This is a genomic window from Gemmatimonadetes bacterium SCN 70-22 (assembly GCA_001724275.1).
In the GTDB taxonomy this organism is placed as follows: domain Bacteria; phylum Gemmatimonadota; class Gemmatimonadetes; order Gemmatimonadales; family Gemmatimonadaceae; genus SCN-70-22.
The window spans coordinates 79,224-102,719 of record MEDZ01000014.1 but is presented as its reverse complement, the minus strand read 5'-3'; the positions used below and the strand labels follow the sequence as shown (position 1 = coordinate 102,719).

The following is a 23,496-nucleotide window of genomic DNA, read 5'->3' as shown; positions in this document are numbered from 1 at the left end:
CCGGCCGTTCCTGCCGTTCCTGCCGTTCCTGCCGGCCCTGCTGGTTCTGCTGGTCCTGTTGCGATTGCGGGGACTGCCGTGCCTCTCCTTCCTTCCCCATCCCCTGCCTCCGCTCGTGCCAGCCGGCGGCCTAACACTGCCCAGCGACTTCCCGGGTGTCCTTCGCGTCCTTTGCGTCCCTCACGTCCCTCACGTCCCTCACGTCGTTCACCATCCTCGCCCTCCCCTCCCTCCCCGGTGCGCGGGCGTTGGCGTACCCTGAGGCGGACCGCCCCCCCGATCACGCCCCCCCGTTTCGCTCGCCCGGTCCGTCCTCCCATGCCTTCCCGTTCTTCATCCTCCTCCTCGCGCAGGATCACGAAGGCCGCGTTGCTCTCCCGGGCCAGTCGCGTGAGGCGCACGGCCACGCCGTGCGGTACTCCCTCGCTCCCGTCGAGCACGACCAACCCGAAGGCCCCGCTCCGCAGGAGGACGTCGGCGCACCACGGCCCATGGGCCACGCCCTTCGCCGGGAGGGGCGCGCCCCGCGCAGTGGCGACATCCCGTGGCGTCGGCGGGGGGGGGCGCACGATCCACAGCCGCTCCGACGCCGCCAGCGAGGCCCAGTCGGCAGGGGCAAGGGTGCGTCCCGCGTCGATGTAGGCAACCCATCGTTTGTCCGCGAGCGCCTGGGCCACGATTGCCCGGACCAACGTCGTCTTCCCGCTCCCGCGCCCGCCCACGATCTCCGTCAGCCGCCCGCACGGAAGCCCGCCGTCGGTCAGCACGGCATCGAGTGCCGCGATGCCCGTCGACACCCCACCCCCGGGAATGGGCGGGGGGGCGATGACGGTGGCGATCTGCTGGCGGAGGGTGGCGAGGGACACGGAAGGACGAGAAGACGAGAAGACGAGAAGACGAGAAGCGCCTAACGAGCAGAAGGGCGCCAGCCTTCCTGAATACCGAACAAAAACCGAAACTCCAGGGCAATCAGAAGCGCACACCCCCCTCGCCCCTGACGACTCAGGACAAAGGCGTGTGCACCGGAGATGCTGCCCGCCCCGTCAACGACTTGCGATAGCAGACGATGCGCTCGGTCTCGACGAAGCCGAGCGTCTGGTGGGCCGCCTGGCTGGTAACGTTGTCCCACTGGGTGTCCGAGGCGAACTCGAGGCACCCCTGCTGGCGGGCCCACTCCTCGCTTGCCGCTATCAGCGCCCGTCCCACCCCCAGCCGCCGCCAGGGCGGCGCCACGTACCACCCCTCCAGGTAGCCCACGCGCCCGGTCTCGCACCCCTCGGCGTACGGGCGGATGGAGAGTTCGACGAAGCCGATGAGCCCGTCGGGACCATCGGCCACGAGGCAGGCGGCGGTGTCGTCGCCCGACCAGAAGAAGCGGGCGATGTCGATCGCATGCGCCTCCTCGGAGCCCTCTGGCCAGAGCGCCTGGCGCATCAGCTGCCATCCCCCGGCATCGGCGGGTGTGACGGGACGGATCATGCGAACCTCCTACATCCCGGTCTCGTCAGCCGAGGGGCCGTAGCTCCCCGGCACCGGGACGTCTTGCAGGCGCAGGTACACGGAGTACTGCCCGCGGTGGTGGATGAGATGGTTCAGGACGTAGGTGCGCGCGACCGCCAGGCGCGGGATGGTGAAGACCTGCTGGCCGCCCGCGAGCAGCGTCCAGGGGCGCCCGTACTCCTCGTCCGACATCCCGGCCAGGATGGTGCGCGCCTCGGCGACGTTCCGGTCGAAGGTGGCCAACAGCGCCTCGGTCGACTGGAAGTCCGGCCCCTTGAGCGGCGGCTGCCCGACGGGGGCGATGTCGAGCTCCGGCAGGAGCAACATGGAGCCGCCCCACGACGGGAGGTTGGCCAGGTGCGCCGCCAGCTGCCCGAGCGTCATCGACTTCTCGTGTGGCTTCCAGCCGGCGGCGGCAGCCGGGGTGCGCTCGAGGAACTTGCGGGTGGTGGTGGTCTCGTGGTCGAACTCGGCAACGATGGTGTCGGCAATGGACATGACAACTCCGTGGAGGTGGAAGACAAACGGCGAAAAGCCGCGAGAACCCGGTGCCCGGACGAAGGCCGGGACCGGAGGTGAGGCGCGTCGTTCAGATCCCCAGGGTCATCTGCGTCTCCATGGGCGTGCCGCCGCGGAGGGTGGAGGGCGCAGGCCAGCCGGCGGAGAGGGGCCCTTCTGCCACGATGGGGAGCGAGCGGGGGGCGGTAGCGAGAGCGATGGCGGGAGCGGTAGCGAGAGCGATGGCGGGAGCGGTGGCGGGAGCGATGGCGAGGGGACCCGCCGAGGTTCCTTCCCACGCCATGCCGGCCCGGCCATCGGCCGCCCCTTCGAAGGCCCGGTCGTCCGGGGAGCCGTAGCGGATCCCGGCCCGGCGGCACGCCTTCCTGAGGAACTGCCGCAGCCCCTCGCGATAGCGATCGGTGATCTGGTGCCCCCTCCCGTATGCGCGCTGGTAGCGCATCGCCAGCTCCGGGAACTCGGCGTCGAGCCACGGGAGGTAGCGGCGCCGCGAGGTGGCGCGAAGGCGGAGGGCGCACGCGTTGATGTGCGAGGCGCCGCTGGCCGCGATCGCGTGCACGAGGGCGGCGAGGGCGTCGGGGCGATCGGTGATCCCGGGGAGGACCGGCATGATGTTGATCCCCACGTCGAGCCCGGCCTCGCTGAGCCGCCGAAGGGCGCGCAGGCGCGCTTCCGGCGTCGGGGCGCGCGGCTCGATGCGGCGGGCGAGGTCGCGGTCGAGGGTGATGAGCGAGAGGTGGATCGTGAGGCGCGAGCGCTGCGCGATGCGCGCCAGGAGGTCGACGTCGCGGGTGACCAGCGGGCTCTTGGTGATGATCACCAGGCGCAACCGCCGCACCTCGGCCAGCACCTCGAGGAGGTCGCGGGTGACGCGGAAGTGGCGCTCGGCCGGCTGGTACGGGTCGGTGGCGGTCCCGATGACGATCGTCTCGCCGCGCTGCACCGCGCCTAACGACTTGCGGCCGCCCTGCAGCGTGCGACGCAGCACCTGCGCCGCGTTGCGCTTGACGAAGATCCGCCGCTCGAAGGCGAGCCACGGCGGGAGCTCCTCGAGGTCGCTCGCCAGGTCGCTCGCCAGGTCACTCGCCAGGTCGCTCGCCAGGTCGCTCGCCAGGTCGCTCCCAGGATTGCTCGTCAGGTCAGCGAGGTGGCCCGTGCGCCGAGTCTCCCCGTCCTCTCCCTGCGCGGCCCCCTGCGCGGCCCCCTGCGCGGCCCCCTGCGCGGCCCCCTGCGCGGCCCCCTGCGCGGCCCCCTGCGCGGCCCCCCTCGCCCTCCCTCCCTCGAACTCCCGTCTCCCGTCTCCCGTCTCCCGTCTCATGACATACCGATGCGCATACCGCGCGTAGCAGTACGCGCAGCCAAAGGCACACCCGATGTAGGGGTTGATGGACCAGAAGGACATCCCGGTGGTCTCCGGGCTGTTGAGCACCGCGGTAGCGGTGGTGCCGTAGTAGCGGATGTCCTTCTGCACGCCGACCACCGGATGCCGGGGGGGCGGGGAAACCAGTTCGGGGAGCGAAAGCGCCTGCTGCATCGTGCCACCTGTGCCGTGGGGCGTGAGCCCGGGGCGATGACAGATACCGAATAAATCCCGAAAACGCAAGAAGGCGGACGGGCGATGGACGGCGGGAGACGGGAGGGGGATCGGCAACTCGTTGCCCGTCGGAGGCTTGAGGGACACTGGTTCATGTGGAGCCGAGGCAAGCGTCCTCGGCCGCCATGCCGACACGACGGCGGGGCGCACGCCGTCCGCACGCCCCGCCTCTCGTCTTCTCTCTCGTCTTCTCGTCTTCTCGTCTTCTCGTCTTCTGCCGTTATTGCACGGCCGCCCGGTGCTTCTCGAACCACCCCTGCAGCGTCGTGAGCTTCGCCGCCGCATGGCTCGGGCGCCGCCGGATCCCGTGCGGCTCCTCGGGAACACGCACCAGGACCGACTCCACGCCGCGCATCTTGAGCGCCTTGTAGTACTGCTCCGACTCCGACATCGGCGTGCGGAAGTCCTCCTCGCCGGTCATGATCAGCGTCGGCGTCTTCACGTTCTTCACCACGCTCAGCAGCGAGCGCTGGTCGTAGTTCTCCGGGTAGTCCCACGGGAAGCCCGGGAACCAATCATTGACAGCCATCGGTGCCATGTCGGCGGTGAGGGCAAAGCTCTCCCAGTTGATGACGGGATAGAAGGCGAGCGCGGCGCGGAAGCGGTCGGTGCGGCCGATCATCCATGCCGTCAGCACGCCGCCCCCGCTCCCCCCGGTGACGAAGAGGTTCTTCTCGTCGATGTATCCCCTGGCGATGACGGCATCCACCCCCGAGTCCAGGTCGTAGAAGTCGTCGCCGGGATAGGCGTGGTGGATCAGGTTCCCGAACTCCTCGCCGTAGCTGGTGCTCCCGCGCGGGTTGGTATACAGCACCACGAAGCCGTTGGCCGCCATGACCTGCTTCTCCTCGTCGAAGCGGTCGCCGTAGTTGGCGAACGGGCCGCCGTGGATCTCGAGGATGAGCGGGTACTTCCGCGACGGGTTGAAGTCCGGGGGCTTGATGATCCACCCCTGGATCTTCCGCTTGTCCTTCGACGACTCGTACCAGATCTCCTCCACCGCCCCCAGCGTCTTGCCGGCCAGGACGTCGGCGTTGAGGGCGGTGAGGATGCGGGGCGCCGGCGGCGCCGCCCCCGGCGCCGCTCCCGGCGCCGCGTTAGGCACCACCGCCACCTCCGACGGGATCGCCGGCGTGCTGAGCGTGAAGGCGATGCTCCCGTCGCGCGCCACCGAGAAGCTCCCGCCGCTGTAGGCCGAGCTCCCACCGCCCAGGTTGCGCGCCACCATGCGCCACGTCCCGTCGAGCGCCACGCGGGCCACCTTGGTGTTCCCCGAGTCGTCGACGGCCACGTAGAGGGTGCGCGAGTCGGCGCTCCACACCGGGGCGGCGACGCTCCGGTCCATCGCCGTGGTGAGCGCACGCTTCCCCGACCCGTCGCGGTTCATCACGTACAGCAGCGTGTTCTGGTACCCCTGCTTGCGGTCGTCGTAGCCGGTCCAGGCGATGAGCCTCCCGTCGGGCGAAACGGCGGGCGACTGGTCGGGGCCGAAGCGGTCGGTGAGGCGTCGCATGGCGCCGGTGGTGACGCTGAAGGCGAAGAGGTCGCTCTCGCGCGCGTTCCACTCCGGGTTGTCGCCGCGCCGGGCCGCCAGCACCAACTCGCTCCCGTCGGCGCTCCACGTGACTGCCCCGCCCCCGAAGGCCTGCCCGCCGTGGTGGTAATCGCCGCTCGTCACCTGGCGCGGCGTCCCCCCCTCGGCGGGGACGACGAAGGCGTGCACGAAGCCGCTGGGGAGCTCGCCCAGCTGGTCCTGGCGGAAGACGAGGCGGTCGGTGTACTTCGGCGGCGGCGACCACGTTGCGCCTGGCGGTGGTACCAGCGGCACCCCCACCACCAGCGGCGCCCGCGGGACGAGCTGCAGGAAGGCGAGCTGCGTCCCGTCGGGCGACCAGGCCGGGGCACTCGGCGCCTGGCTCCCGTGCGTCACCGCGAGCAGCTCCCCGGTGTCCATCCAGCGCACCCACAGCTGGGCGCTCCCGCCGCGGTTCGAGACGAAGGCGAGGCGCGTCCCATCGTTGGACCAGGCGGGCGCGTCCTCGTTGAACTGCCCCGTCGTGATGGGGCGATGTCCCGTGCCGTCGCGGCGCACCACCCAGATGTTGCTGTAGCGCCGGTCGGTCATCGGGTCGCTCCAGCGGCGCACGTAGGCGACCCAGCCCCCATCGGGCGAGATGGCGGGGCTGGCCGCGTACTCCATCTGGAAGATGTCGGCGGGGCCCAGCACGCGCCGCGCGTCCCCGCGGGGCTGGGCGCCGAGCGGGGTGGGCGAGGGCGTGGCGGAACAGAGGAGCGCCAGGAGCGAGGGGGCGAGGAAGGCGAGGGCGGGACGCATGGCACTGGGGGAGAGCGGGGGACGACTTGGGGCGGGCGACGGCGGGGTGACCATCGCCCCCCTGATCGAACGTGCGGCGGCGCGCGGTCGGCGGCAACTCGGGGGGGCGAATTCGCGCCGACGAGTGCAGAAAACGCGTCGAACCGATCATCTTTAGGGGCGGCCCACGCCCTGTCATGGCCTCACCCCCCTCCGGGGACCCTCGCCCACCGGCGAGGACCGGCTTGGGGGAGGTGGCTGCCGGAACCCGGCGCCCCCGCAGGCCACCTGTCGCGCGCGAAACGCACGGCCGCCGGCCTCATCGCTCAACCACCGCATGTCCGCACTCACGCCCTTCACGGACCTTCAGGATATCGCCAAGGCCGTCACGCATCGCCAGGTCTCCCCCTCGGAGCTCGTGCGCGACGTCCTCGATGCCATCGCCCGTCACAATCCGTCGCTCAACGCCTACATCTCGGTGTCGGCCGAGGCCGCGCTCGAGGCGGCCGCGAAGGTGGAGAAGTGCGTGGCGCAGAAGAAGGATCCCGGCCCGCTGGCCGGCGTCCCGGTCGCCATCAAGGACCTCATCCTCACCGCCGATGCCCCGACCACCGCCGGGTCGCGGATCTTCGGTGACGGGATCCCGGCCGGCGAGGACGCCCCGGTGGTGAAGCGCCTCCGCAAGGCGGGGGCGATCGTGCTGGGGAAGACCAACCTGCACGAGGTGGCGTTAGGCGTGACGTCGGCCAACGAGCACTTCGGGCCGGCGCGGAACCCGTGGAACGCCGAGCACGTCGCCGGCGGCTCGAGCGGCGGGTCGGCGTCGGCGGTGGCCGCCGGGCTGTGCGCCGCCGCCGTCGGCACCGACACCCGCGGATCCATCCGCATCCCCGCCGCCTGCTGCGGCGTGACCGGCTTCAAGCCGACCTACCAGCTCCTGCCTAACGAAGGAGTCGTCCCCCTCTCCCCCTCGCTCGACCACGTGGGCCCCATGACCCACACGGTCGCCGACGCGGCCCTCATGATGGGGGCGATGATCGGGACCCGGCAGGCCTGCGAACGCTTCACCAAGGCGCTCCGCGCCAGCAGCAAGGGGATGGTCATCGGGATCTCCGAGTACCACCTGCGCGACCTCGACGACGAGGTGGCCAAGGCGATCGACAAGGCGCTCAAGACGCTGGGCCCGCTGGTGAAGGACATCCGCGAGGTCGAGATCCCCGAGCTCGAGGGGGCGCAGGAGGCGTCGGCGGTCATCACCGGCGCCGAGGCGATCGCCTACCACGACCGCTACCTCAAGGCCTCGCCGTCCGCCTACGGTCCGCTCGTGCGCAAGCGCATGGAAGCGGGCTACAAGCTCACGGCGCTGGAGTACCTCAACGCGATGGCGGTGCGCGAGACGGTGCGTGCCGGCTTCGTCCGGGTCTTCGCCGACGTCGACATCCTCATCGGGGCCACGCTCCCGACGCTCCCGCCGCGCATCGACGAGCACGTCGTGCACATCAACGGCAAGGAGGCGAACACGGTCGACGCCTTCACCCGCTTCAACGCCCCGCAGAACCTGGCCGGGCTCCCGGCGCTCAGCGTCCCGTGCGGGTTGTCCCGGGGGCTCCCCATCGGGCTCCAGATCTTCGGGCCCGAAGGGGGCGACGAGGCGGTCCTGGCGCTGGGAGCGGCGTTCCAGCGCGAGACGCACTGGCACCAGCGCCGCCCCCCGATCGCCCGCTGAATCCGTCCCCGATCACCCTCTTCCCGTCCGCGAACGCCATGGCCGCGATACCCCCGCTTTCCGACATCGAGATCCAGCGCGAGTTGGCTTCCCTGCCCGGCTGGGGGCGACGCGGCAATGCGCTGGTCAGGAGCTGCGCCTTCCCGACGTTTCCCGCGGCCATCGACTGGGTGCGGCGCGTCGCGGACGTGGCCGAGGCCATGAACCACCACCCGGACATCGACATCCGCTACACGAAGGTGACCCTCACCCTCTCCACGCACGACAGCGGCGGGATCACGGCGAGGGACATCACCCTGGCGCGGCGGATCGACGCCCTCTGATCCCGGCACGGGGCCCCGCCAGCTGCACCGCGACGCCGGATGCGCGACGGCCCCGGTCGAGGAGACCGGGGCCGTCGTGTCGTCGGGGCCGCCCACTCGGTGCCGCCGCGCGCCGGCGCGGCGGGCACCGGCGCGCCGTCACTCGCGACGCCCGCCCAGGAGGGTGAGGATCGCCAGGAACATGTTGAGCAGGTCGAGGTAGATCGCGACCGCCGCCTGCACGTAGTCCCCGGGACCGAACACGTTCCGCAGGCGCCAGGTGTCGAAGACGAGGAGCCCGCTGAAGACCAGCACCGTCGCTCCCGCCAGCCACAACGAGGCGGTCTGGTTCTGGAAGAAGAGGTTCAGGAGCGAGGTCGCGATCAGGACCCACAACCCGACGGTGAAGAACGCCCCCAGCGCCGAGAAGTCGCGGCGCGAGGCGAAGGCGTAGAGCGTCAGGATGCCGAAGGCGCTGGCCGTGAGGATCCCCGCCTGCCCGATCACCCCCGGGTTGGCGCGCCCGTACACGTAGAGGATCGGCGAGATGGCCAGCCCCTCCACGAAGGTGAAGAGGAAGACCAGCCCGAGGTTGGCCGGAAAGGCGTCGCGGAACTTCATCGCCAGCATGAGCGGCGCGAACATGCACAGCATGGTGATGAACGGATGCCGCGCGATGGCCTGCATGATCCCCGGCTGCGACATGCCGAAGGCCGCGCCTACGATCGTCACCAGGACGCTGGCGAAGACCAGGAGGTACGTGCGGCGCACGAGCGTCGCGCGCTCGGCGCCGGTTCGTACCGCGATGCCCGGATAGGGACGGGCCGAAATGCCCATGTCAGTCTCCTGCGAATGAGGGGGACACCCTCAAGATACCCCGGACGTCCGCAGGAGGGGTACTCCGCACGCCTACATCTTCCGGATGTCGACCGAGCCGTTGACCGTCGAGACCTTGAGGCGCTGTCCCCCCTTGCCGACGGTGGCCCGGATGTGCCGCGGGTTGATGCGCCCGGTGATGGTGAGCGGGAAGTCCGACGAGACGCGCCCGTTCACGGTGCGCATGTCGAGTTCGGCGTTGAGCTCGGCCGGGAGCTGGATGTCGATCGAGCCGTTCACCGTCTCGAACTCCAGGTCGGCGGTGCCGGTCTCGCGCATGGTCACCTCGATCGCGCCGTTGACCGTGTTGGCCCGCACCGGTCCGCCCGACGTGTTGGCGCTGATGCTCCCGTTCACCGTGGATGCGTCGACCTCGGAGGTGGCCCCCTCGATCCGGATGGCACCGTTCACCGAGCTGCTCACCAGCTTCACCCCCTCGGGGAGGCGCACGGTGAACTCGACCGACACTTCGTTGCGCCGGTTCCAGCGGTCGCTGCCGCGCGTGCGGTAGCCGTCCTCGTCGCAGGTGGTGTTCTCGAACCAGATGGCGCAGATGAGGATGTCGTCGTTGCCGACCTTCTTCACCTCGATGCGCACCTCGTCGCCGCTCCCGCGCCTCACCCGCTTCTCGGCGGTCACCTCGGCCTTGGCGCCCGATGCCTTGTCGACGCGGATGGAGCCGTTGAGGTTGCGGACGTAGAGCCAGCGCCCGCGGGGGATCGCCCCCTCCCACGAGAAGTCGGGGCGCTGCTGCGCCTCGGCCGGGACGGCCACGGCCGCGACGGCCGAGGCCGCGAGGAGGGGGGCGAGCAGGGTGGTGCAGAGTGCGCGCTTCACGGGTAGGTCTCCTGGATGCCTAACGCTTGCGGATCTCGAGGTCGCCGCTGAAGGTCTCGGCGATGACGCGGGCCCCGCCGTTGCCGACGGTGAACTCGAAGCGGCGCGGGCGGCGCGTCGAACGGTCGCCCGGCTGCAAGGTGATGGGGAAGTCGGCGTCGAGCTCGCCGCTGAACGTCTCCACCGAGAAGCGGGCGTTGGCCGAGGCGGGGATGGACAGCTCGATGCTGCCGGAATGCGAGTGGAACTCGTAGCGGCCGTCGGCCGCCAGGGCGCCCGAGAAGGCGATCTCACCCGAGGTCGTGGAGGCCTCGATGTCGCGAGACGTCACGTTGGTGAGGACGATGTCGCCGCTGGTCGTCCCGGCGTGCACGTCGCCCTCGGCGTTCTCCAGCTCCACGCTCCCCGACACCGACGTCGCCTCGACCGTCCCCTTGAGGGTGCGCCCGGTCACGTCGCCCGAGACCGAGTTGAGCTCGATGCGCCGCGACGCGTCCTCGACGATCACGTCGCCGCTGGTGGAGCTGGCCTCCACGGCGGCACCGGTGCCGCGCACCGTGACGTCACCCGAGGTGCTGCGGGCGATGACCCGCACCCCGCGGGGGACGGAGAGCTCGTAGCGCGTCTCGCCGCGCGTGCGGCTCCCCCACACCGATCCGCGCCCCTCCACCTCGAGGGAGATGCGCGACGAGGAGATGTCGAGCGCCAGGTTGCCCCGCTCGCTCGACGCCTTGATCTGCACCTCGCGGCGGCTCCACCCGGTGACCGTGATGTCGCCGGAGAGGTTCGAGAGGTCGATGGTCCCGTCGGGCGAGAAGGCCACCGTGGTGTCGATGCGCGTGCGCAGCTGCTGCGCGCCGGGTTCGTCATCCTCGGCCCAGTAGGGGACGGACTTCCCCTTGCGGTCGAACTCGCGTTCGATGCGCTCGGCCAGGAGCGACGCATGCTTCTCGGCGCGCGCCGCGACGCGCTCGGCGGCGGCGGCGATCTGGTCGGCCATGCGCTCGAGGGAGCGCTCGGCCTCGCGCTCGCTCCGGCGTTCGCTCGATTGGGCGCCGGCCGCCGCCGGAACGAGGGCGACGGCGAGGGCCAGCACCGTGGTGCGCGTGAGGGAGGACATGGCGGTCATCGTTAGGTGCGTGACGGGAGGAGGGCGGCGGTGCGCAGCACGCCGAGCTTCTTCTCCAGCATCTTGTTCAACTGCGTGGACAGGAACCGCGAGGCGGGGTCGCCCTGGAGCGCCTGGCGCGCCTCGGCGATGGCGGAATCGATCGTGGCCAGCGAGGTCTCGAGGACCGCGACCGTGCGCGGGTCGAGCTCGTCGCTGCGCTGGGCCAGGACGCCGCGCAGGGCGGCGATCTCGGCATCGTAGGTGGCCCGCGCCGACGTGCGCGCCGGGCGGTTCACCATCGTTGCACCGCCCGGACCGGCGGTGGCGCCCGGGACCCGCTCGCCCGGCGGGAGCCCGGGTGCGGGGGTCCCCGTCAGGGAGGGCGTTCCCGCGGTGCGCTCGGCCGGGAAGGCAGGATCAGCGGCGGGGGCCACGGCGACCGTGGGAGCGCCCGCTCGCGAGGTGACGAGGTAGGTGCCGATCGCCGTGACGCCGACCAGTCCCGCCGCCATCGCCCCCATGCGGAGTCGCGGCCAGCGGGCCGGCGCCGTCCGGCGCCCCGGCTCCGAGCGCCGCCCGGCCGATCGCTCCGCCGCGCGCGCGGCAAGGTCGATCACCGGGGCGTCGAGCCGGGACGCGATCCCCGCCCAGAGGTCGCGCGACGGGGCAAGTGCCGGGAGGGCCGCCGCCTCACGGGTGATGCGCTCGACGTCGCGCACCAGCGAGGCGCAGGAGGGACACCCCGCCAGGTGCAGCTCGATCGCCGCCACCGACGAGTCGTCGAGCGTCCCCTCGAGGTAGTCGCCCAGCCGCTCGTCCAGTTCGGCGCAGGTCAGGTTGCGGTCAGTCATCGGTTCAGTGCCTCTCGTAACAGGTGCCGGGCGCGGTGCAGCTGCGCCTTGCTCCCCCCAGCGGTGATGCCGAGCATCTCCGCGATCTCCTCGTGCTTGTAGCCCTCCACGTCGTGGAGGACGAACACCGTCTTCGCGCCGCGTGGAAGGAGCGCGATGGCCGCTTCCAGGTCGATCGAGGCGCCGGGGACCGAGGTGGCGGCGCCCTGCGGGAGCTCGTCGACCAGGTCGCCGTCGTCCTCGAACCGTGAGCGCGTCCTCCCCTCGGACTTCCGCGCGTTCAGGACCACGTTGACCGCCAGCCGGTGGAGCCACGTGCCGAAGGCCGAGTCCCCCCGGAAGAGGGAGAGCTTGCCCCAGGCGCGGACGAAGACGTCCTGCGTGAGCTCCTCGGCGAGCGTCCGGTCGTGGACCATCCGCGCGCAGACTGCGAAGACGCGGTTCACGTGCGAGCGATACAGCCGCTCGAACGCCCGGCGATCGCCCGACGCGGCCAGGGCCACGTCGGAGGCGTCGGTCGCTACGGGGTTGGGGATCGGTTCCAGGGAAGCCACCGTCACGATCGAACCAGTCGTCGCATGCTCACCGAGTGAGATAGCGGGGGCGACTGGAAGGTTTGAAAGAGGCAGAAGACGAGAAGACGAGAAGACGAGGGCGCAAATCCTGCGCTTCCCTCCCTGCCTTTCGGCCACCTGTCGCTTCTTCTCTCTACGGGGCGGCCGCGGCGCGAAGTTGCAGGAGGAGCGACTCCAGCTCGGCCACGGTGTCCACCACGTGGCGCGGGGAGGCGTCCAGAAGGGGGGTGCGGGAGGCGGCGCCCCAGGTGACGGCGATCGAGGTGACGCCGGCGGCGTTGGCGGCCATGACGTCGAAGGGGGAATCGCCCACGTAGACCGCGCCCGAAGGCTCCTGCTGCAGCTGCCCCAGGGCGAACCAGAGCGGGTCGGGGTCGGGCTTGTGCTTCGCGGTGTGATCGGCCCCCACGACCAGGTCGAAGTGGCGGGAGAGCCCCACGTGGTCGAGGGAGCGGCTGGCCAGGTGGCCGAACTTGCTGGTGACCACCCCCAGCGGGTGGCCGGCCGCGTCGAGGGAGGCCACGAGGGAAGGGATCCCATCGTAGGCGCGGGTCAGCCGGTCGTGGTGCTCCAGCTGGAAGGCGCGGTACGTACGCACCAGGTGCTGGAGGTCGTCATCGCTGGTGGCGTACTGGCCGAACTGCCACAGGAGGGGGCGCCCGATCGTCGCGACCCACTCCTCCACCGTGGGGCGAGGTCCCTGGCGGGAGTCGAAGGCATGCGTCATCGCGCCCACCAGGAGCTCGAGCGAGTCGATGAGCGTCCCGTCGAGGTCGAAGAGGACGACCGGGTACTGGGTGTGAGTGGGCCGCATGAGGTGAAGGATAGCGCCATCATGCCCGGAGCTTCACCCCGCAGGCGCCGCCGGCCCCCGCCACGTCACCCCACGACGAGGACCGCCTCGGCGACGGCGCTCTCGGAGTGGGGGAGCGCCGCCTCGTGTTGCGTCGACGGCGACGCTGGCCGCCGCAGGTGTTCGAGGAGGGCGTCGAGCCATCGCTCGGCCGACGCGGGGTCCGGCGACCTGGCGGGAAATTCCGCGGCGAGCGACTGCAGCGTCGTCTCGGCGCCGGCCCCGGCCTGCAGCTGGACGAGGCGACGCCCCTCGGCCGCGCGAGCGGCGAGCCGGGCGCGGGCCGCTCGCGGGAGGTGGGTGGGGAGCTGGTCGAGCAGGTGCAACACGCGGCGATGCGCCGGCGAGTCGCAGGCGGTGGGCGGGAGGAGCTGGAGGGCGGCGGTGCGCCGTTCGCACCAGTCCAGCACGCGTCGCACCATTCCGTCCACGTCCCCGGGCGGCCGGTCCATGCGCGATGGCGTGTCACGGTCGCCGAGCTGCGCCAGGAGTCGCGCGAGGATCGGCCTGACGCTCCCCGGTTCGATCGAGAGGGATGCCTCCTCGCCCGCCAGCAGGTGCGCGACGCCGCCGATGGAGACGAGGGCCAGGGCGGTGGGCGTGGCCGGGCGGGGGAGGATCCAGCGACGAACCACGGGGAACGCGGAGGGTGCGATCGGCCCACCCGACGCTGCCCTCGCGCCGGCGCGATGCGCCAGTTGCCGCAGGAGGGTGATGATGCGCTCGCGCTCGACCGTCGGCGCCGGGTCGCGCGTCGATGCCGCGATGCCCGGCCAGTCGCCGCCACCGGCGAGAATCGAGGAGACGCCGATCACCTCGTGCGTGAGCGCCGCCTTGCGCGCCAGGTGGCGGAGGGTGGAGGCGAGCGCCTCGGCGTCGGCGGGGGGCGAGACCAGGTGGGCCTCGACCTGCTCGTGCGGTGAGCCGATGCGCCGGATGCGTCCCATGCGCTGCTCCAGCCGGGCCATGGTCCACGGGAGGTCGAGGTGGACGACTGCCGCGGCGCGCTGCAGGTCGATCCCCTCGCTCACGACGTCGGTGGCGACCAGGACGTCGATGCGGCTCGCTCCGTCGCGCTGGTCGGGCGGCGAACCGTCAGGCGCAAAGGCCGCCAGGACGTCGCGCCTTGCGACCGGGCCCGAGGCCAGTCGCGCCCCCGTCCCGGTGAGGAGCGCCATCCTGAACGTCCCCATCAGGGCGCGAAAGACGCGATCGGCGGTCTCGACGCTGTGTGTGAAGACGACGGCCTTGCGGTGCGAGGGCGATCCGAGCGTTTGTTGGAGCACCCGCGCCAGCGTCGCGAGTCGCGCGTCGTCACGCGCGGCGCCTCCACGCAGCATCTCCCGCACCGATCGCAGCGCTCGGGCGTGCGCGCGTACGACATCGAGCGATACGGCGATGCCGAGTGCAGGTGCGGGAGTGGCGAAGAGTTCGGGGAGTGCGAGTTGCACGCTCCCGTCGGCGTCGGCCGTCCAGAGGGCGAGGTCGCGGCGCGAGGGGAGGCGCTCGCACGCGAGCGACTGCTCGAGCGCCGCCGCCGTGGCGAGGCGCCGCCGGATGGCGGCGAGGAGGGCGGCGTCGCTGGAGCACCAGGCGCGTGTCAGCTGCAACGCGACCAGCGCCTGCGCCACGCCGCCATCGGCGGGGGGGAGCGGAGGCGGGAGGGTGCGCAGGGCGTCGAGCACCTCGGGCGCGAGCGGGATGTCGTGCGCAATGACGTCTCCCAGGCGCGGGAGCGGGCCTTCGACGACTTCGGCGCGCCGTCGAATGACGATCGCGGCGAGCGTGGCGGCATCGAGCTGCTCCGCCCCCGCCCCGAGGAAGAGGGCGAGGGGTGCCGTGAGGTCGCGGAGCCGATTGTGGATCGGTGTCGCGGTGAGGCAGAGCACCCGCGCCCCCTGCGTGAGTCGTGCGAGGAGGCGGTAGCGCCTGGTGGCGGGGGAGCGGGCGTGGTGCGCCTCGTCGAGGATGACCAGCGACCAGGGGGCGCCGTCAGGCGCACTGCCGGCGCTCAGGCGCTCGTAGCTGGTGACCTCGATTGTCACGCCGCACCGCCGCGCCGAGCGCTCCCACATGTCGCGCAGCGAAGCCGGGGCGACCACCAGGATGGCGCGCTCGTCGCGCGCGGCTGCAAGCGCCGTGTAGGTCTTGCCGAGTCCCGTCTCGTCGGCCAGGAGGGCGCCGCCGTGGGAACGGAGGGCGGCGCGCAGGCGACGTGCGCCTTCGCGTTGGTGCGGGAGGAGGGTGACCTCGCCGAGGGTGTCGCTCGCGTGAGGATCGGCGTCGAGGCTGACTCCATCGCCCGTCAGGCGCGCGATGCAGTGACGAAGGAGGTGCGCGGCATCGGCCGCGGAATTCCGGGCTTCGTGAAGGCGTGCCGCTGTGCTCATCCCCCACCTCCCGCAGTCGGGCGTCAGGCGTAAAACGCGACCTCTGCTGCGCGCGCGCGCGTGACGAGACGGGGTCAGGGGCGCTGGTTCAGGAGACTCACCTCGGCAATGAACCTCCATGCGGCATCGAACAGGAAGCCGCCCCTGTACTCTCCTTCCGCTCGCCACCCCCGATCGACCATCCGATGCGAGGAACCCAGGTGATACACGAACACGGCATTGCCGCTCGCGGGGCGAATGCCCGTGACACTGTCCACCAATGTTGAGGCCAGCCGGCACGTGCTCTCGTCTGAAGGCATGGACACCTCCGACTCGCGAAGCGCCCCGACGCCAAGGCTGGTTCGCGCCTGGACGATTCGGGAGTCGGTGGCCGTCACCCAGCGCCCCAGGTACCGTGGCGCCGCTTCACTCTCGGGACCCGGTACCTTGCAGAAGGGCAGGGCATCGACCGGCAATGGCAAGTGTCGATCCCACGGCGCGTCAAGCGCCAGATCGGTGCCGGCCCGTAGCATCGTGCCGAACAGGAACGAGCCGCGAAGAGAAGGCATAGCGTGTCTTGGTCGAGCGTGTGATCAAGGTTGGAGGTGCCGCGACCGTTCAGCCGACTCGGCGGCACGAGCCACCAGCGGTGTGATGCTCCGACAGCGAGCCCGTCGCACGGGTCCGGATTCCCGATCGCGAGGAGGCGCACCGTCAACGCACGAATCTCGCCACAACGTGGAACTGCGAGTCGAGGACCAGGTACTGGTCCCACTCCCGCGTGGCTGGTGAGGGATTCGGATGCATCGCCACGAAAGCGCCTGACTGCGCGTTCGTACGCGTCGCGCCTGCGGCCAGCGGCAGGAGCGTCGCCCTTGCGAGAGAATGGCAAGTCTTCATGAAGGGAGACTTCATCAGGATTTGGGCCCGAGAGGGCGTGAATGTGCGACGACGACCGAACGCGATGTCGATGGCGGCTACGGAACAGGCGAGGCAACGCCGATAGTCGCCCGTGGCCATCCCACGTCGCACTACCTGCATTCATCGCCACGTCCACTCCACCAGCCCCCGCGCCAGCGATGCCCGCACGCGATACGCCGCCACGACGGCGTCCAGCAACTCTTCACCCCCCACCGCCTCCCCCGCCACCCCGCGCCGCCCCAGTGGGGCCAGCAGCTCGCGCGCGCGATCCCAATCGTGCGGAATCGGGAGGCGGGCCACCGTCCAGCCGAGGTAGCGGCGAAAGCCGCCACGCGCCGGCTCGGCGAGGGCGTCGAGCCACGCGGTCGCGAGCGGCGAGTTGAGGAGGGCGGCGAAGGCCGCGGCATCGGTATCGTCGCGGCAGGTGAGGACGTAGCAGCTGTTGACCGGGACGACGGGAGAGTTGGCCGGCAGGATGCAGGCCCGCATCCCGCGACTCACATCGGCCCAGACGACGCGCGGCCGCGCGCTCACGGCGCCGTCGATGCGATGCAGCGACCACCATGCGCGCCGGCCGCGCAGGTCGGTGCGGCGCGACAGCTCGCCGCGCCATCGCGCCAGCCAGCGCCCGGCAAGCGGCGGGAGCACGGCCAGGGGGCGTCCCGCGCCGTCGTGCGTCCAGATGATGCGCTCGCGCGACGGGGCCGGGGTCCACAGGCGCGAGCGCTCCCCGCGAAGGACGGGACGGAGGAGCGCACCCTCGATGGGAGCTTCACGCCCGCGTCCCTGTACGATGGCGTGATCCGCCGCGCCGCGCACGCAGTCCACGAGAAAGGCGTCGTTGCACCCGCACTTGACGCCGAGCGAGGGGCGTCCGAGCCCGCTGTCGGCGAGCGGGGGGCCGGCCTTGGCCAGGCGCGCGAAGGCGTCGCGGGCGGGCGGGGGGAGGATGAGCCACGGGGCGCCCGGGGACGCATCGAAGGCGAGCGAGCGCCGGGCGATCGACCAGTTGATGGCGAAGTCGCGCCGGTGCACACCCAGCTGCACGGAGTCGTTGGGGTTTGCGCCTGACCCGCTCGCAGCGCTCGCGCCCGACGCCGAGGTCGCCTGCCCCGACACGTGGCCGAGGACCTGGCCTGTGGCGCCAGCCGCGAGCGGGTGGCACCGCCGCACGACGACGAGCGACGGGTACACCGCGGCGTCGAAGGCCGCGGGGGCCTCGGACCAGTCCTCCACGAGCTGCAGCTCGTGCGTGTCGCCCAGAAGGCGGCGCACCCCGCCGCCGGCCAGCGAACGCCACAACTTGAGCGGGAGGAGGAGCGCCAAGGTTCCGCCGGGGCGCAGGAGCTCCACCGCACGCTCGGCGAAGAGCGCGGCGAGATCCACCTGCGCGGCGAAGCCCGCCCCCGCCCCCGCGCTCACCGCCCCGGCCTGCCAGGCGGCGTGGCGGAAGACGAAGAAGTCGCGCCGGAACGCCTCCCGCCGCTCGGGGGGGATGCGGTGGAGCCGCACCCATGGCGGGTTGCCGATGACGAGGTCGAAGCCGCTGCTGGCGGCGACGTCGGGGAAGTGCGACTCGAAGCGGAAGGGGAGGGCCCCTCCCCCTGCCAGCAGTCGTTGCGCCTGGCGGAGCCCTCGTGCGCGCGCCCGCAACGTTGCGCGCGCCACGCGTTCGTCGCCCACGGCGCCGCGCCGGTTGCCGAACAGGTCGCGCCCGCGCGCCGCCTGCACGAGGGCGCGGCGCGACTCGGCGACCTGCGCCGCCTGCCGCTCGAGGGCGGCGAGGGCCGCGCGGCGCTCCACACGATCGAGGACACGCGCCAGCGTCACCTTGCGGGCGCCCGTCGCGCGGGCGTAGCGCTCGCGCACGATAGCCACGGACGACGCCGCCACGCGGGAGTCGAACGCGCCGCCGGCCAGCGCATCTCCCACTCGCACGTTCCGGTCCAGGTTGGGGAGCGGGGGGACGTCGAGCGGATCGGTCACGTCGAGGTCCATCACGACGGAGAGCCAGAGCCGGAGCTCGCACAGCCAGACGGCCATGGGATTGAGGTCGACGCCAAAGATGGAATGCGTCAGCACCGCGCGACGGATGGCCGCCGGAGGGCGCGCGTCGCCGGCGGCCGCCATGAGGTGGGCGACGCGCTCGAGGGCATGCACCAGGAACGCGCCCGACCCGCAGGCAGGGTCCACCAACCGCACCCCCGCCAGGAACGTCCGCAGCCCGTCTCTCTCGTCAGGCGCCATGCCGGCCGGGTGACGCAGCGCCTCGCGCGCGTCGCGCACGATGCCCGCCGCGGCCAGTGCGTGCTCCAGCGCGCTGTCGGTGATGCGCGCGACGAGGGGGTGCGGCGTGTAGAATGCCCCGCTGTCGCGGCGCTCGCGCGACGCCATCAGCGACTCGAAGGCGCGTCCGAGGATCTCCGGGTCGACCGCACTCTCGCTCCACTCGCCTTCCTGCTCGCGCGGCGAGAAGCGGTAGCGCCCGAGGAGCTCGTCGAACAGGGCGCCAAGCTCGTCGTCGCCGAAACGAAGCGCGCGATACCGCCGCTCGAGGGGAGAGCGGGCGAAGAGTCCGCCGTTGAGGAAGGGGACGCGGCCGAAGCGTCGCGCCGCCGCGGCGCGGCGCGAGAGGCGCGTGTTGAGCGTCCCGAAGAAGAGGGGCTCGAGGAAGCGGCGGTGCGCGTCTCCCCCAGAGGCCAGGACGCGGTCGAGGTGGCGGGCCAGGAAGTCGGCATCGCCGTCGAGCCAGCCGCGCGATTGCAGGAAGGCGAGGAAGAGGAGGCGCGAGGTAACAACGAGGGCGAGCTCGCGGCGGACATCGGAGGGGGCCCGTCCCCGTCCCCCCTCTCCCAGTGCGAGGACGTGATGCTCGAGCGCCCGGTAGAAGCGGTGCGACAGCGCCTCTCGCCCGAGGATCTCGCACCAGCGCTGGTGCACCACCATGTCGTCGCCCTCGGCCGCGGCGGCGAGGGCGAGGAGCGTCTCCGCGTCGCTCGCCATCACGCGCCGGGGGTCGAAGACCAGGGCGCTCACCCGGGGCCGGGCGTCGGCCGGGCGCCAGGTCGCGAGCCCCCCGCTCGCGCCGTCGGCGGTGGCGGCGAGCACCATCCACGGATGGTGCGCCCCCTCCCGGTATAGCCGCTGCGCGAGCGTGGCCAGGACGCCGCGGAGTTGCAGCTGGGGATGGGTGGTGATCACCAACGCGCGCCGACCGTGAGGGGCGGCCAGGATGCGCGCCTCCTGCAGGGGGAGTGACCCGAGGAGCGCGAGCGACCGGTCCAGCGCCAGCAGGTCGCCGCGAAAGCCGAGGAACGGAAGGAGTGGCGCCGGCGGGCGGCCGTCGGAGAAGCGGGCCAGCAGGTCGGTCGCAAGGCGTCGGGTGAGCACGGGCGCACCCTACCGGTGGCCAGCCGAGGAAGCGGTACCCGACCATTGCCACCCGTGCGAATTCCGCGCGGCGCCCTCGCTGGGCGGGCGCACGGGCGCTAGAATCGGGCGACGAAGATTCCCCCAGCCCCCCTCGCCCCATGACGCAGCCCCGCCCGGGGATCGCCTCGCTCTTTCAGGGTGTCGTCTCGCGCCTGCTGGTCTACTACGCCGCCCTCACCGCCGCGGTGTGGGGAACGTGGCTGGTCCTCTCGCCCGCATCGCGGTCCGGCGTGCTCGAGGCGCTGGGGCCGATCATGGGAGTGGGCGGCGGGACGCACATGCAGGAGAAGGTCCCCGGCTTTGCGGCTGGCGGGACCCTCGTCGCGCTCCCCCCGCACCTGGTGACGCTTCTCGCCGCGGTGGCGTGTGTGGCCGCGATCCTGCTCTCCCTCCCCATCGCGTGGGTCTACATGTTCACGCGACAGAAGAAGGGATACTCGCAGTCGGTCGTCCACACCCTGGTCCTCCTCCCGGCGGTCGTGGCCGCGGTGGCCGTCCTGGTGCGGAACAGCATCGCCCTCGCCTTCTCGCTGGCCGGGATCGTCGCGGCGGTCCGCTTCCGGACCACGCTCGAGGACTCGAAGGATGCGGTCTACGTCTTCGTCGTCAGCGCCCTCGGGCTCGCCTGCGGCGTCCAGCTCGAGGTGGCGGTGGTCCTCTCGCTGCTGTACATCATCGCGGCCCTCACCCTGTGGCAGACCGACTTCGCCCGCACGCCGCCGGCGCTGGAAGGGAAGCGGGCCGAGCAGCACATGCAGCGCGCCATGGCGATCGCCAACCGCACGAGCCAGTTTGTCGCGCGGCTCGATCGCGAGATCCTGGAGACGCTGGCCCCCGAGCAGCTGGACGCCCTCGCCTCGCGCGTGCGGCGCCGCCGCGAGGACGTGAAAGTGGCGGGCGAGGAACCGGAGGACCGCCCGAAGTTCGATGGGCGCGTGACCATCGTCGTGGCCGGGACCGACGACGCGCGTCCGGTGATCGAGGCGCTCCTCACGACGCACACCAAGCGCTTCGAGCTGGTGCGAAGCGGGATGGCCAACGGCGAGACGACGCTCGTCTATGCCGTGCGGGCACGCAAGGGACAGCGGCTCGACGACGTCGCGCGCACGGTGGAGCACGAAGGGGTGCCGTACGTGGCGAGGGCCACGGCGGAGCAGTGGATGTAGGTTGCGGGAGGATGCCGAGATGCGAGAGTTGCGGTTGACGGTGTTGGTGCTGGCGGCTTCGGTCCTGTCCCTGACGGCGCCCGGGGTGGCGCCGCTGCTGGCGTCCCGCGCCGGCGCGCTGCAGGCCCAGGAGGGAGCGGCCAAGGGCGCCAGGCCCAAGGGCGAGAAGAAGAAGGCCTCCGGCGACTCCGCCTCGGCGAGCAAGGAGAAGAAGGCCCCGCGCGACAAGCTCGTGAAGGACAGCACCGAGGCCGAGCGCCAGCCGCTGTTCGCCGAGCGCACGCCGCTCCCGTTCACGCTGGTGGCCAACTTCAACGCGATCAACAAGAACCGCGACTCGACCAGCAAGGTGCGCTATCCCGGCACGCTCGTCGTCAAGGACCAGTCGGGCGCGGAGCGGCGCATCCCGGTGCAGCTGCGGACGCGCGGGCATTTCCGGCTGCGGCGCAGCACGTGCAAGTTCGTCAACCTCCTCGTGATCTTCCCGGGAAAGGGAAAGGAGGCAGAGGGGACGCCGTTCGAGGGACAGAAGTCGCTGAAGCTGGGGGCACACTGCCAGGACAACCACCGCTACGAGGACATCGTGCGGCGCGAGTACCTGGCGTACCGTGTGTTCAACGTCATCACGCCGCGCTCGTTCCGGGCCCGCCTGTCGGCCGCGACCTACGTCGACTCCGCCAGCGGCAAGGCGATGGACACGCGCGCGGCGGTCTGGATCGAGAACGAGGACCTGATGGCGGCCCGGCAGGGGGGGAGGCTCCGCGAGTTCCGCCGGGCGCTCTTCGACGACATGCACGCGCCCACGCTCGACCAGATGGCGATCTTCGAGTACCTCATCGGGAACACCGACTGGTCCATCTACGCCCTGCACAACGTCCGCCTCGTGGTGGACGACTCGGCGCGCGTCTATCCCATCCCGTACGACTTCGACTTCTCGGGATTGGTGAGCGCCCCCTACTCGACCCCGGCGCCGCAGCTGCAAATCCGCAGCGTGCGCGATCGCCTGTTCCGCGGCCCCTGCCGGACGCTGGACGAGCTGCTCCCGAGCGTGCAGCGCTTCACCTCGCGGAAGGGCGAGATCCTGGCCCTCCTCGACGAGGTCCCGGATCTCGACGAACGCGAGCGGCGCGACGCGAAGGAGTACCTGGAGTCGTTCTTCCCGTCGGTGGCCGACGCGAACGGGATCAAGGAGGCGTTCATCGACCGCTGTCTCAGGAAGCCGGGGGCATAGCAGGCGGCTCGCCGGCCCGGGTGGGCCCGCGCTCGCCGCGTCCTAGCACCGCCGAAGCCACCATGTCGCCGGTCACGTTGGCCGTCGTGCGGAACATGTCCGGAATCGTGTCGACGCCGAGAAGAATCCCCATCCCCTCCACCGGGAGCCCGGCCGCGAGGAGGACCGGGACCATCACGATGATCGAGCCGGCCGGGATTCCCGGGACGGAGAAGGTCGTGAGGACGACGGTGAGCACGATCGTCGCCATCTGCGCAGGCGCCAGCTCGACGCCGTACAGCCGGGCGATGAAGAGGACGCCGGTGGTGATGCCTAACGCGCCTCCCACGCGGAACGTCGAGGCCGCGAGCGGGAGGAAGAAGTTCGTGATCCCCTCGGGGAGCGCCAGGCGCGAGCGGGCGCTCTCCATCATCGCCGGGAGCGCCGCCAGCGAGGAGCGCGAGCTGAAGGCCACCGCCTGGGCCGGGAAGGTGGCCCGGGCGAAGTCCCCGAGGCGCATGCGGCCGCCGACGACGGCGAGCGGGTAGAGCACGATGACGGCGAAGGCGACCAGGACGATGGCGGTCGCCACGATGTAGCCGATGAGCGCGCCGGCGGCCGCCACACCGAGCTTGGCCGCCAGCGGCACGGCGAGGGCGAAGACCCCGATCGGGGCGGCGGCCAGGACCCACCGTACCAGCGTGAGGGCGGCGTCGGAGATGCCACGGAAGAAGCGCGACATCAGGTCGCGCCCGTCGGGGGTGAGGCGCGTGATGGCCAGGCCGAAGAAGACCGAGAAGACGATCAGGGGGAGCATTGCCCCATCGGCGGCCGCCTTGACCGGATTGACCGGGACCAGGTCGGTGAGCCACTGGGCGAACGTGGGGATCCTCTTCACGCTCTCCGAGGCGGCGGAGGTGGCGGTCGCCCCGCTCTCGCGGAGGGCGGCCACGGCGGCCGGATCGAGGGGGATGAGCGCCATGAGGGGGGGCGTCACCACGGCCGCGAAGACCCCCGCTGCGACCAGAAGGACGAGGAAGAAGACCAGGGCCCGCGTGCCGATGCGTCCGATGGTGCGCGCGTCGGGCGCCGAGGTGACGCCGACGATGATGCTCCCCATCACCAAGGGGACCACCGTCATGCGGATGGCATTGATCCAGAGCGTCCCCAGCGGTTCGACGATGGGGACGAGGGCCGAGAGCGTGGGGCTCTGCGCGATGGAGATGGCGATGCCGAGCGCCATTCCCAGTGCGAGGGCGACGAGGACTTTCGTTGTGAGGGACACGCGCCCAAACTACGGGGATGTTCGGAGGGGCGCGAGGAGCGCGGCGGCGCGCAGG

General features: G+C 71.6%; 18 protein-coding genes. 4 read left to right on the top strand and 14 right to left on the bottom strand.

What is annotated here, in order from left to right:
* Window positions 1-1,002: 1,002 nt before the first annotated feature.
* The 4 genes from ABS52_09035 to ABS52_09020 form a co-directional block, all read right to left on the bottom strand.
* Complete coding sequence (locus ABS52_09035; GenBank protein ODT03587.1) at window positions 1,003-1,479, bottom strand: hypothetical protein; 477 nt, start codon at window positions 1,477-1,479, stop codon at window positions 1,003-1,005.
* 9 nt (window positions 1,480-1,488) lie between these two features.
* Complete coding sequence (locus ABS52_09030) at window positions 1,489-1,998, bottom strand: hypothetical protein (protein ID ODT03586.1); 510 nt, start codon at window positions 1,996-1,998, stop codon at window positions 1,489-1,491.
* Window positions 1,999-2,089: 91 nt separating this feature from the next.
* The gene (locus ABS52_09025; GenBank protein ID ODT03585.1) at window positions 2,090-3,553 is read right to left on the bottom strand and encodes a hypothetical protein; all 1,464 of its coding nucleotides are present in this window, start codon (window positions 3,551-3,553) and stop codon (window positions 2,090-2,092) included.
* 280 nt (window positions 3,554-3,833) lie between these two features.
* Window positions 3,834-5,912, bottom strand: a complete 2,079-nt coding sequence (locus tag ABS52_09020) for a hypothetical protein (protein ID ODT03603.1) — start codon at window positions 5,910-5,912, stop codon at window positions 3,834-3,836.
* 352 nt (window positions 5,913-6,264) lie between these two features.
* On the opposite strand from ABS52_09020, the gene ABS52_09015 reads away from it, so the two are divergent.
* Both ABS52_09015 and ABS52_09010 read left to right on the top strand, forming a co-directional pair.
* Window positions 6,265-7,653: a hypothetical protein gene (locus ABS52_09015; GenBank protein ODT03584.1), complete on the top strand. Its 1,389-nt coding sequence runs from the start codon at window positions 6,265-6,267 to the stop codon at window positions 7,651-7,653.
* Window positions 7,654-7,691: 38 nt separating this feature from the next.
* Window positions 7,692-7,976: a 4a-hydroxytetrahydrobiopterin dehydratase gene (locus ABS52_09010; protein ID ODT03583.1), complete on the top strand. Its 285-nt coding sequence runs from the start codon at window positions 7,692-7,694 to the stop codon at window positions 7,974-7,976.
* A gap of 138 nt (window positions 7,977-8,114) precedes the next feature.
* Here the strand turns inward: ABS52_09010 and ABS52_09005 are convergent, their stop codons facing one another.
* The 9 genes from ABS52_09005 to ABS52_08965 form a co-directional block, all read right to left on the bottom strand.
* Window positions 8,115-8,792 carry a hypothetical protein gene (locus tag ABS52_09005; protein ID ODT03582.1) on the bottom strand — a complete coding sequence of 226 codons (678 nt, stop codon included), beginning with the start codon at window positions 8,790-8,792 and terminating at the stop codon, window positions 8,115-8,117.
* A 72-nt stretch (window positions 8,793-8,864) separates the two neighbouring features.
* A complete protein-coding gene (locus tag ABS52_09000; protein ODT03581.1) occupies window positions 8,865-9,668 on the bottom strand; it encodes a hypothetical protein in 804 nt (267 codons plus the stop codon).
* Window positions 9,669-9,687: 19 nt separating this feature from the next.
* On the bottom strand, window positions 9,688-10,797 hold the full coding sequence (locus tag ABS52_08995; GenBank protein ID ODT03580.1) for a hypothetical protein: 1,110 nt from the start codon (window positions 10,795-10,797) through the stop codon (window positions 9,688-9,690).
* Between the two features lie 2 nt (window positions 10,798-10,799).
* Complete coding sequence (locus ABS52_08990) at window positions 10,800-11,630, bottom strand: hypothetical protein (protein ODT03579.1); 831 nt, start codon at window positions 11,628-11,630, stop codon at window positions 10,800-10,802.
* Window positions 11,627-12,166: a hypothetical protein gene (locus tag ABS52_08985; GenBank protein ID ODT03602.1), complete on the bottom strand. Its 540-nt coding sequence runs from the start codon at window positions 12,164-12,166 to the stop codon at window positions 11,627-11,629. The genes ABS52_08990 and ABS52_08985 overlap by 4 nt, the downstream gene beginning before the upstream one ends.
* A gap of 172 nt (window positions 12,167-12,338) precedes the next feature.
* On the bottom strand, window positions 12,339-13,019 hold the full coding sequence (locus ABS52_08980; GenBank protein ID ODT03578.1) for a hypothetical protein: 681 nt from the start codon (window positions 13,017-13,019) through the stop codon (window positions 12,339-12,341).
* A 65-nt stretch (window positions 13,020-13,084) separates the two neighbouring features.
* A complete protein-coding gene (locus tag ABS52_08975; protein ODT03577.1) occupies window positions 13,085-15,448 on the bottom strand; it encodes a hypothetical protein in 2,364 nt (787 codons plus the stop codon).
* Between the two features lie 74 nt (window positions 15,449-15,522).
* A complete protein-coding gene (locus ABS52_08970; GenBank protein ODT03576.1) occupies window positions 15,523-15,996 on the bottom strand; it encodes a hypothetical protein in 474 nt (157 codons plus the stop codon).
* A 472-nt stretch (window positions 15,997-16,468) separates the two neighbouring features.
* Window positions 16,469-19,738, bottom strand: coding sequence for a hypothetical protein (locus tag ABS52_08965; GenBank protein ID ODT03575.1), 3,270 nt, complete (start codon window positions 19,736-19,738; stop codon window positions 16,469-16,471).
* Window positions 19,739-19,878: 140 nt separating this feature from the next.
* Between ABS52_08965 and ABS52_08960 the strand changes: the two genes are divergently transcribed.
* The gene (locus ABS52_08960; GenBank protein ODT03574.1) at window positions 19,879-20,946 is read left to right on the top strand and encodes a hypothetical protein; all 1,068 of its coding nucleotides are present in this window, start codon (window positions 19,879-19,881) and stop codon (window positions 20,944-20,946) included.
* 1 nt (window position 20,947) lies between these two features.
* Window positions 20,948-22,177, top strand: coding sequence for a hypothetical protein (locus ABS52_08955; protein ODT03573.1), 1,230 nt, complete (start codon window positions 20,948-20,950; stop codon window positions 22,175-22,177).
* On the opposite strand, the gene ABS52_08950 is transcribed toward ABS52_08955, so the two are convergent.
* Window positions 22,158-23,441 (bottom strand): hypothetical protein, encoded by a 1,284-nt coding sequence (locus ABS52_08950; GenBank protein ID ODT03572.1) that lies wholly within the window; start codon window positions 23,439-23,441, stop codon window positions 22,158-22,160. The genes ABS52_08955 and ABS52_08950 overlap by 20 nt on opposite strands.
* Window positions 23,442-23,496 lie beyond the last annotated feature (55 nt).